9 protein-coding genes and 1 pseudogene are annotated in these 9270 nt (G+C 41.5%); 1 reads left to right on the forward strand and 9 read right to left on the reverse strand.

Features of this window, described 5'->3' with window-relative positions:
* From BSG1_RS17635 to sucC, 3 genes and pseudogenes are all read right to left on the reverse strand, one after another.
* A pseudogene (locus BSG1_RS17635) lies at nucleotides 1-248 on the reverse strand (DNA-processing protein DprA); the annotation flags it as partial.
* 128 nt (nucleotides 249-376) lie between these two features.
* Nucleotides 377-1279, reverse strand: a complete 903-nt coding sequence (sucD, locus tag BSG1_RS17640) for a succinate--CoA ligase subunit alpha (RefSeq protein ID WP_006838561.1) — start codon at nucleotides 1277-1279, stop codon at nucleotides 377-379.
* A 16-nt stretch (nucleotides 1280-1295) separates the two neighbouring features.
* A complete protein-coding gene (gene sucC / locus BSG1_RS17645) occupies nucleotides 1296-2456 on the reverse strand; it encodes an ADP-forming succinate--CoA ligase subunit beta (protein WP_006838562.1) in 1161 nt (386 codons plus the stop codon).
* A 518-nt stretch (nucleotides 2457-2974) separates the two neighbouring features.
* Between sucC and BSG1_RS20595 the strand changes: the two genes are divergently transcribed.
* Nucleotides 2975-4344 (forward strand): IS3 family transposase gene (locus BSG1_RS20595; RefSeq protein ID WP_156791524.1). Its coding sequence is split into 2 segments (ribosomal slippage): nucleotides 2975-3386 and nucleotides 3386-4344, totalling 1371 coding nucleotides; the frame shifts between segments, so codons are not numbered across the junction.
* Between the two features lie 46 nt (nucleotides 4345-4390).
* Here the strand turns inward: BSG1_RS20595 and BSG1_RS17660 are convergent.
* The 6 genes from BSG1_RS17660 to rplS all read right to left on the reverse strand — a co-directional run.
* Nucleotides 4391-4675 (reverse strand): EscU/YscU/HrcU family type III secretion system export apparatus switch protein, encoded by a 285-nt coding sequence (locus BSG1_RS17660; RefSeq protein WP_006838564.1) that lies wholly within the window; start codon nucleotides 4673-4675, stop codon nucleotides 4391-4393.
* Nucleotides 4672-6540, reverse strand: a complete 1869-nt coding sequence (locus tag BSG1_RS17665) for a hypothetical protein (protein ID WP_044023121.1) — start codon at nucleotides 6538-6540, stop codon at nucleotides 4672-4674. The genes BSG1_RS17660 and BSG1_RS17665 overlap by 4 nt, the downstream gene beginning before the upstream one ends.
* 13 nt (nucleotides 6541-6553) lie before the next feature.
* The gene (locus tag BSG1_RS17670) at nucleotides 6554-7330 is read right to left on the reverse strand and encodes a ribonuclease HII (protein ID WP_006838566.1); all 777 of its coding nucleotides are present in this window, start codon (nucleotides 7328-7330) and stop codon (nucleotides 6554-6556) included.
* Nucleotides 7331-7450: 120 nt separating this feature from the next.
* On the reverse strand, nucleotides 7451-8314 hold the full coding sequence (gene ylqF, locus BSG1_RS17675) for a ribosome biogenesis GTPase YlqF (protein ID WP_006838567.1): 864 nt from the start codon (nucleotides 8312-8314) through the stop codon (nucleotides 7451-7453).
* A 37-nt stretch (nucleotides 8315-8351) separates the two neighbouring features.
* Entirely contained in the window at nucleotides 8352-8903 is a 552-nt protein-coding gene (gene lepB / locus BSG1_RS17680) for a signal peptidase I (RefSeq protein ID WP_006838568.1), read from the reverse strand.
* A 163-nt stretch (nucleotides 8904-9066) separates the two neighbouring features.
* The coding region (gene rplS / locus BSG1_RS20600) for a 50S ribosomal protein L19 (RefSeq protein ID WP_006838569.1) at nucleotides 9067-9270 on the reverse strand (204 nt) is incomplete at its 5' end.

Raw genomic sequence — 9270 nt, forward strand, 5'->3', positions numbered from 1 at the left:
ACGGTGACAAACCCGATTTCTTCATCTTCATATTGCTTTATCTTTTGAAAAGGGTCGAGTGAATGGAATTGATGATAAAAGGTGTGGACTTTTTGTGGTGAAATAGGAAGGATGCTGCACAGCTCTTTGGGAGTCAGGTGGGGGATGTCCTGTGGACTTGAAGTGGTTTGAATAAGCCGGTGGATTGATTTCCAGCCGATACTGTCACAATGCTGCAGCGTAAAAAGGATAGTTCTGTCTGATTTCATTATTACCTCCTGATTATAAATGATTTTTTATAAAATATCCTTTTGCTAAGAAAGGTGAAGGGATAGTAATTGGAAAAGGACTGAATATGAATGGTGAATTCATCATATTCAGTCCAGTTTCTACTATATTAATGAGTCTTACATTTTTCGTAGATGCCTTTGTCTTTCAATACTTTGATTAGGGTTTCACCCATATCAGAAGGAGTCGGAGCTACTTCGATACCGCATTCATTCATTACACGGATTTTTTCGTCTGCCGTCCCTTTACCGCCTGAAATGATGGCACCTGCGTGGCCCATACGTTTTCCTGGAGGTGCAGTACGGCCGCCGATAAAGCCGACAACCGGCTTCGTCATGTTTGCTTTAACCCACTCTGCAGCTTCTTCTTCAGCTGTTCCGCCGATTTCACCGATCATGATGACAGCGTAAGTATCTTCATCTTCATTGAATGCTTTCAATACGTCAATAAAGTCAGTACCGTTAACAGGGTCACCGCCGATCCCTACTGCTGTAGATTGGCCGATGCCTTCCTGGGAAAGCTGGTGTACCGCTTCATACGTCAATGTACCAGAACGGGAAACAACACCCACATGCCCTTTTGTATGAATGTAGCCAGGCATGATACCGATTTTGCACTCATCAGGAGTGATAACGCCAGGGCAGTTAGGACCTACAAGACGAGTCTTTTTGCCTTCCATGTAACGTTTCACTTTCACCATGTCAAGAACCGGAATATGTTCTGTAATACAGATGGCAAGATCTAATTCTGCATCAACCGCTTCCAGAATTGCATCCGCAGCGAATGGAGCAGGAACGTAGATTACTGATGCATTAGCGCCAGTCTCTTTTTTAGCTTCCTCAACTGTATTGAATACAGGAACTCCCTCAACTTCTGTTCCGCCTTTTCCTGGTGTAACACCAGCAACGATCTGCGTACCGTATTCAAGCATTTGCTTTGTATGGAAAAGAGCAGTCGAACCAGTAATACCTTGAACAATAACTTTTGTATCTTTATTAATAAATACGCTCATTAGTCCTCCGCCTTTCTTATCCTACTTGCTCAACAATTTTTTGTGCACCGTCCGCCATTGATTGAGCGGCAATGATATTCAAGCCTGATTCATTCAGGATCTTCTTCCCTAGGTCAACATTCGTTCCTTCCAGGCGAACTACCAATGGAACTGTAAGCTCCACTTGTTTAGCAGCTTCGACTACACCTTCTGCGATGATGTCACATTTCATGATTCCACCGAAGATATTTACAAAGATACCTTTTACATTTTCATCTGAAAGGATGATTTTAAATGCCTCAGTAACCTTTTCAGCTGTAGCTCCGCCCCCAACATCAAGGAAGTTGGCTGGATCGCCGCCGTAATGCTTGACAATATCCATTGTCGCCATCGCCAAACCTGCACCGTTAACCATGCAGCCGATGTTTCCGTCCAATGAGATATAGCTTAAATCATATTTGGAAGCTTCGATTTCTTTTGCATCTTCCTCTTCAAGATCACGCAGCTCCAAAACATTTTTTTGACGATATAATGCGTTGGAATCAAAGTTGAACTTCGCATCCAATGCCATTACGTCTCCGCCGCCTGTTACAACCAATGGGTTGATCTCCACGATGGAAGCATCTTTTTGGATATATACATTATAAAGACCCAGCATGAACTTTGCCGCTTTATTGACAAGCTCTTTCGGGATATTGATGTTGAATGCAATACGGCGTGCCTGGAATCCAGTCAAACCGACTACAGGATCAATATACTCTTTGAAGATCTTTTCAGGAGTCTCAGCAGCAACTTCCTCAATCTCTGTACCGCCTTCTTCAGAGGCCATTAAAACAACCTGTGAAGTTGCACGGTCAAGAACAAGACCAACATAGTATTCTTTCTTGATGTCACAGCCTTCTTCGATAAGTAAGCGCTTTACTTCTTTACCTTCCGGCCCGGTTTGGTGGGTCACCAGTGTTTTTCCCAGCAGCTCTTCTGCATATGTACGTACTTCATCTACACTCTTCGCGATCTTAACTCCGCCTGCTTTTCCGCGGCCGCCTGCGTGAATTTGTGCTTTAACTACATAAACACTTGAATCCAACGTTTTTGCCGCTTCCACCGCTTCATCCGCAGTAAAAGCCACTTTACCGTTAGGTACAGCTACCCCATTATTTCTGAGGATTTCTTTACCTTGATATTCATGGATATTCATTTTCCATCCTCCTATCAAACTCTTTCAAAAATAGACTGCGCTTTCATTGTATTAAATGAAAGATTATATGTCTACCAATTTGCAATAAATATTATATTAATTTAAAAATTCGGACAGAAGAGACGGTTGAAAGTTACTATTTTTAAGTGAAATGCTTGGAAAACGTTATCTTGGAAAAATAAACGGTATGGTGAGTATGGTGGTTAGTTTATTTGTATGGAGAGAGGTTTTCAGAGTGGCTCTAAAAAGCTTCTAGAGACAGAAAGGAAAGAAACTTGCAGACCAAACTGGCTCTAGAGATCTCCTTATGGCTAAGAGAAAGAAACACAGTTATTAACTGCAAATAATATTTTCACACCAGGTATCCGCTCTGTGGGGCTGGGCTGTCAGATATGTATGCACCACAAAAAGACCGTTTCAAAAAAAGCACCAAAAAGCCGAAGACACCAGACTATAAAATGTACCCTATAGAGTAGACACTTAAAAAAAAGTCTACCTATAGGGTACTTTTTTGTATAATGACAAATAGACAACTAGTAGAAATCGGGGAAAACATCATGAGTAAAAAAACATTCACAGAGAAAGAAATAAAAAAATTATCTATTAATCCTTATGTGAAAGCTGTAAGCGCTAAAGGAATTACCTACACAGATGAATTTAAACGCTTATTTATCACTGAGAAAGAGAAAGGTAAGTTCTCTAGACTGATCTTTGAAGAGGCCGGATTTAATACAGATATAATCGGTATGGCTCGTATTCATTCCGCAAGTAAAAGATGGAGCGAAGCTTATAAAAAGAACGGGGTTTTGGGGCTCAATGACACAAGGAAAGGCCATTCCGGGAGACCTATAGAACGAGAGTTGTCCCTTGAGGATAAGAATGCTCGACTAGAAGCACAAATCAACCTGCTTAAGGCCGAAAATGAACTTCTAAAAAAGATTCGATTTGCGGAAAGGGGGCTAAAGAAGTAGTCCTCTCTCCAAGTCAAAAGTTCATTCTCATTCGTTCTGTCATAGAGAAATATAAGCTCAAAAAAATGGTGAGATACCTTTGCGGGGTCGCAGGAGTTTCCAGAAGTGCCTATTATAAATACTACTCTCGCGAGTCACAAGAGCGTAGAAAACAATGGGAAGCAAAAGATGAAGAAATGAAAGAAATCATCTTAAAAGCATTTCGTTATAAGAATCGAAAGAAAGGGGCACGTCAAATCAAAATGACTTTGGCGGGTCAGTTTAAGATTGTCTATAACTTGAAAAGAATACGAAGAATTATGAAGAAGTATAATATCGTTTGCCCCTTCCGAAGGGCAAACCCATATAGGCGTCTAATGAAGGCAACCCAAGAACATTCAGTGGTCCCTAACCTACTGGAGCGCCAATTCAATCAGGGCAAACCAGGGAAAGTCCTATTAACCGACATCACTTACTTGAACTATGGCAAGAATTCCAGAGCTTATTTGTCTGTGATATTGGATGGTTCCAGCGGTGAAGCTCTTGCTTACCATGTATCAGAGAGAATGACTATGGAATTAGCAACAGATACCCTCCAAAAATTAAAGAAAAACAGAAGATTTAAGAAACATAAAGATTCGCTCATTCATTCTGATCAAGGGGTTCACTATACTCATCCTCAATTTCAGAAAAGGGTTAAAAATCTTGGATTCCGCCAATCAATGTCCCGAAGGGGAAACTGTTGGGACAACGCTCCGATTGAATCGTTCTTTGGCCACCTGAAAGATGAAACCTCTATTAAAACCTGTCTGACATTAGAGGATGTACAAAAGGAAATCAAGCAATACATGAATTACTATAACCACCATAGATACCAATGGAATCGAAAAAAGATGACCCCTGTACAATACAGAGATCATCTTTTAAAAGTAGCTTAGGCTTTTTTTAAATGTCCTTTACAAAGGGTACACTTTACTATGTACTTCAGCTTTTTTTCGCTTCCCTATCCACTCTGTACAGGAAAGCAAAAACCTCTGCCACTGCTTGATACAGCTCTTCAGGGATTGATTCATTAATATCGAGGTTTCCGAGGAGTTCAACAAGATTCCTGTCTTCCTGCACAGGGACACCGTGTTCCCTGGCCTTTTCCAGAATGTTCTCAGCGATCAACCCTTTTCCCTTAGCGACAACCTTTGGGGCCTGCTGCTTTTCTGACTCGTATTGAAGGGCGATCGCTTGCTTTCTCTTATTCCCGCTATCTTTTCTCATATTTTCAAATCCACTCCAGAATATGAAATATCTCCCGCCATCTCCTGGTATACACTCTTTGTGGAAACCGAATCATCAGGCACTTTAAAGTTGATGACGGATACTTTGTATCCCAATTTTTCAAGACCTTCTTTCATGACTGGTGAGAACGGTGCTGATAACTCTTTTAAAAGAGGATTGTCATTATAGATATTCAATGAGATGACCTTGTTCTGCACACCCATATCAACAATTACTTCGCTAATAGCTTCTAATTCCAAATAGAAAAGTACACGGCAGAATTCGGGATCGATTTGACCTTTGGCTGTTTTCCTTCCAGACCACTGAAAGGTTACATCTGTTTTTTGATTCATCCACGTCAGCGGAACCTGATAAACAATCTGCTGCAAGGGGCCATTCTCCCCAGATAATAAAGAATGTCCATTCAGCCTGTATAACAGCTTCTCAGCAATCTCCCTTGCCTCCCCTTGAGGAAGGTCCTGCAAAAGGGCAATCAATGCTGGTTTTAAGGTTTCATTATGGGACTTCTCAGCAGGGATTCCCGCCGCCAGTTTTGCCTCATGATTGGTTCCGAGTCTCGCTATAAGGTCTTTGATTATATCAGGGAGGTTTTCCTTGTGAAGGCCTGCCCCATTGCCTTCATCAGTGAATAAAAGCTGTTGAAGAAGTTTTAAGGCCGGTTGTTGGGGCTCACCATTCTCCGGCAGCTGCTTTATCATTTGTGAAAAATGCGAGACAACCTGTTTTTCTTTCTCGGAATGCAATCCAAACAGAAGGTTAAACCTATCTCCTTCGCTTAATAAAGGCAGCATCCCTTTTTGGGTAAGAAGGCCCTCTCCCTCTTTAATTAATGATATTGCCCGTGTTAGTAATTCCTTATAGGCAACCTTCTCAGATTCCAACCCTTTTAAAATAGTTTGTATGTCTGTAACAAGGCCTTGTATTTTTGTATCAGGAGCTTTTATCACGGCCATCAATTCCTGCATGGTCGTCAACTTGTCCCTTACCTGAGAATGAGATGGACTGCTGTTCAAAAATGGGCCTGTTGGCTGATTCGGCATACCTTCCTTCACAGGAAGAGTTTTTACACTTTCTAATGTGCTTTCTTCCGGGAGGAGTCCAGTCAACTGTAAAAGATTTAAGGCAGCAGCCCTCTGTGAATCACTAACCTTGGGGTTCAGTAACATGTCTGATATACGAGCCGAAACTTTTTGAAATAAGCTGGTGCTTTCAACCTCTTTAATACTATTTAAAATTCTCAGTACATTTCGCATCTCAATAGATTTGTTATCAGTTTTATTAAAAGATGTTTCCAGCCCTTCAAGCATTGCAGATACAGGCTCCATGCTTTTCCCCTGTAAATAAGATTGATAAAGCGGCTTTGAGACCGGGAGTTGATCTCCCTTTAACTTGACGATCGCCTCAATTCCTGATTGCTTTTCCGTTGTACCTGCGAGCAACTCCCCCATTAGGGCAAGTTCAGCTTTTGAGAACGGAATTGAATTCTTTACAAGGATTGAGACCAGTTCTTTAACACTTCCCCCTTTTGGGAGCTGCAAGTCGCTCAGCAACTTTTCTGCAAGGGCAGTATTTGAGATCTTAGCTTCTGAAGGGAACTCAGATATGACTCGAAGCTTCAATATTCCCTCTTCAAAATCCGTCTGAAATAAATACTGATTTCCTGCTGCAAGAGGAGCTTCCAGTTTCGCGATGGTTTTCTGGCCATTGTAATTGATTTCGGCCATTCCTTCCGGGAGAAGCTTATTCACTTTTCCCATAATCACCTGGCCCTCTGACACTTTAACAGGGTATTTTGATTTAAATGAGGCAAGAAACGAACTATTTTGTATACTTCGCCCAATCATGCATTCACCTTCTCTACTTCAACATAAGCTCCTTCACAGGTGCAAAGGATTTTCGATGAATCGGGGATGGGCCAAATTCGTTCAATCCTTCCAGGTGCTCTTTGGTCCCGTACCCCATATTTTTTTCTAACCCATATCCGCTGTAAACTTGTGAATATTCCTCCATCATTCTATCCCTTGTAACCTTGGCCACTATGGATGCTGCTGCAATGGAAATGCTTCTCGCATCTCCTTTAATCAGTGACATTTCGGGATACGGCGATCCCAGTTCCATTGCATCAATCAATAGATGGTCGGGTTTTACATTAAGGGTATTCAGTGCCGTTACCATTGCTTTTTTGGAAGCCTGGTAGATATTGAGTTCATCAATTTCCTGCGGGGAAATGATGCCTGTTGACCAGGCAATTGCTTCTTCTGTAATATATTGATAGAATGCCTCCCGCTGCTTTTCAGAAAGCTTTTTTGAATCATTAATCCCCAACAAGCAGAAATCAGCAGGAAGAATTACAGCCGCAGCTACAACAGGACCTGCCAGCGGACCTCTTCCTACTTCATCGATTCCGGCAATCAGTTCAAAGCCCTGGTCCCTCAGTTCATTTTCAAAACCACTCATCTGGTCAAACTCTTCTTGCAAAACTCTTTGCTGAGCTCTATCACTGTACCATTTGGAGATTATCTTCTGAATTCCCTTTCTCTCATCTTGTAAAAATGACTGGAAAAGCTCATCCTGTTCATCCGTAATCTTTTTAATTATATTTTGTGCTTCTGTAATCGTATACTTATTCGGCATTAGTGTTCTCCTATTAGCTATGTAGGGTATCCCTTACTTATATCGGCACAAGAAGGGTAAAAATAAACAAGCTGATTCTATAAGGATTAAAAATCCTCTTATGGAATCAGCCTTTTTGTTCTATTCTTGTTCACTATATTCTCCTGGAATATCAAACGTTAACTTACCAAGTCGCTCACTCCGGATATCCCGGACGATCAAATCTGAAGTCTTATCGTAATCTATACCGCCGCCTGCAATCAGGCAGCCTCTCAAGGTGCCAATCTTATCAAAGACTTCCACAATTTCTTCGGGGAAAACGTCTATGCCGTAACGCTCTTGAAGGCGTTTTGGATAATGCTTTTCTAAAAAGCGCAATCCATACACGGCAATATCCTGAAGGTTTAAAATGGTATCCTTGATAGCACCAGTTAAAGCGAGTTTATACCCCACTTCTTCATCTTCAAATTTCGGCCACAGAATTCCGGGAGTATCAAGAAGCTCCATTTCCTTCCCAACCTTGATCCATTGCTGTGCTTTCGTCACACCAGGCGTATTACCTGTTTTAGCAATATTTTTTTTTGCTAGTCTGTTGATCAACGTGGATTTCCCAACATTCGGAATCCCGACAATCATAGCTCTTATTGCTCTTGGTTTCATTCCCCTTGATCTCATTCGGTCAAACTTCTCACTCAGGATTTCCTTTGAGGCTTTGACAATATCCCCTAATCCTGTTCCGCCTTGAGCATTGACAGCCAGTGCCTTGATTCCCCGTTCGGAAAAATAGTTGATCCACTGATCCGTCAGCACTTTATCTGCCATGTCTGCTTTGTTTAAAAGAACGAGGCGGGGTTTTTGCTGAACGACCTCGTCAATCATAGGGTTCCTTGAAGAAATCGGTATACGGGCATCCACAAGCTCGATAATGATATCGACGAGCTTTAACTTTTCTGTTACCTGCCTTCTGGCCTTCGCCATATGTCCAGGAAACCATTGAATAGTCATTGCCCATCACCTCCAATAAAATGAATTGTTTTTCAGCTTACTTTATGACTTCTATATCTTTGATCGGCCAATAAATGATATTCGTACTGCCGATGACTTCATCAATATCCACTACACCAATATGACGGCTGTCTTTACTGAAGCGGCGGTTATCCCCCATGACAAACAGGGTGTTTTCCGGAACCGTTTCCTGTCCGATCTTTTCTTCCAGTATAAAATCTTCTGTCAGAAGGCCGCTTTCAATCTGTTCCTTATATTCTTCCAAATAAGGCTCATCGTATGCTTTACCGTTAATATAAAGGACATCGTCTTTATATTCAATGGTATCACCAGGGAGCCCGATTACACGCTTGATATAATCTTTTTGCTCCGGGGCATGAAAAACAATGATATCGAATCTATCAGGTTCTCCCACCCTATAGCTCAATTTGTTTACAATCATCCTGTCACCATTATGTAAGGTCGGCATCATTGATAAACCATCCACCACTATTGGGGTAAATAGAAAGTACCGAATTAGTGCAGCAAGTCCAACTGCTATCAATAATGCTTTAGTCCATTCCCACAGTTCGTTTTTCTGCTTGGCCACCAGGTTTCCCTCCTGTGTCTCAATTTTTTCCCATACTTACTATTCTACAAAAAATAGACACGGATTACATCTGATATCACTGAAAATAGGATATATTATGTAGTTGAAGAGTTTTTAGTAATGACAAAAGGAGCTTGTCACCAAGCTCCTTTTCATCTTAAAATTATCGAATTTCTTTGATACGAGCAGCTTTACCGCGTAGGTTACGCAAGTAGTAAAGTTTCGCACGGCGTACTTTACCGCGACGGATAACTTCAAGCTTCGCAATTTTTGGTGTGTGTACAGGGAATGTACGCTCAACACCTACACCATAAGAAATTTTACGAACTGTGAACGTTTCGCTGATTCCGCCACCACGACGGCTGAT

This window comes from Bacillus sp. SG-1 (genome assembly GCF_000181495.1).
In the GTDB taxonomy this organism is placed as follows: domain Bacteria; phylum Bacillota; class Bacilli; order Bacillales; family Bacillaceae_B; genus Rossellomorea.

Coding starts and splice junctions, on each gene's coding strand:
- BSG1_RS17660 (WP_006838564.1), bottom strand. CDS start 4,675: ATGAGAAAAGATAGCGGGAATAAGAGAAAGCAAGCGATCGCCCTTCAA.
- BSG1_RS17665 (WP_044023121.1), bottom strand. CDS start 6,540: ATGATTGGGCGAAGTATACAAAATAGTTCGTTTCTTGCCTCATTTAAA.
- BSG1_RS17670 (WP_006838566.1), bottom strand. CDS start 7,330: ATGCCGAATAAGTATACGATTACAGAAGCACAAAATATAATTAAAAAG.
- ylqF (WP_006838567.1), bottom strand. CDS start 8,314: ATGACTATTCAATGGTTTCCTGGACATATGGCGAAGGCCAGAAGGCAG.
- sucC (WP_006838562.1), bottom strand. CDS start 2,456: ATGAATATCCATGAATATCAAGGTAAAGAAATCCTCAGAAATAATGGG.
- sucD (WP_006838561.1), bottom strand. CDS start 1,279: ATGAGCGTATTTATTAATAAAGATACAAAAGTTATTGTTCAAGGTATT.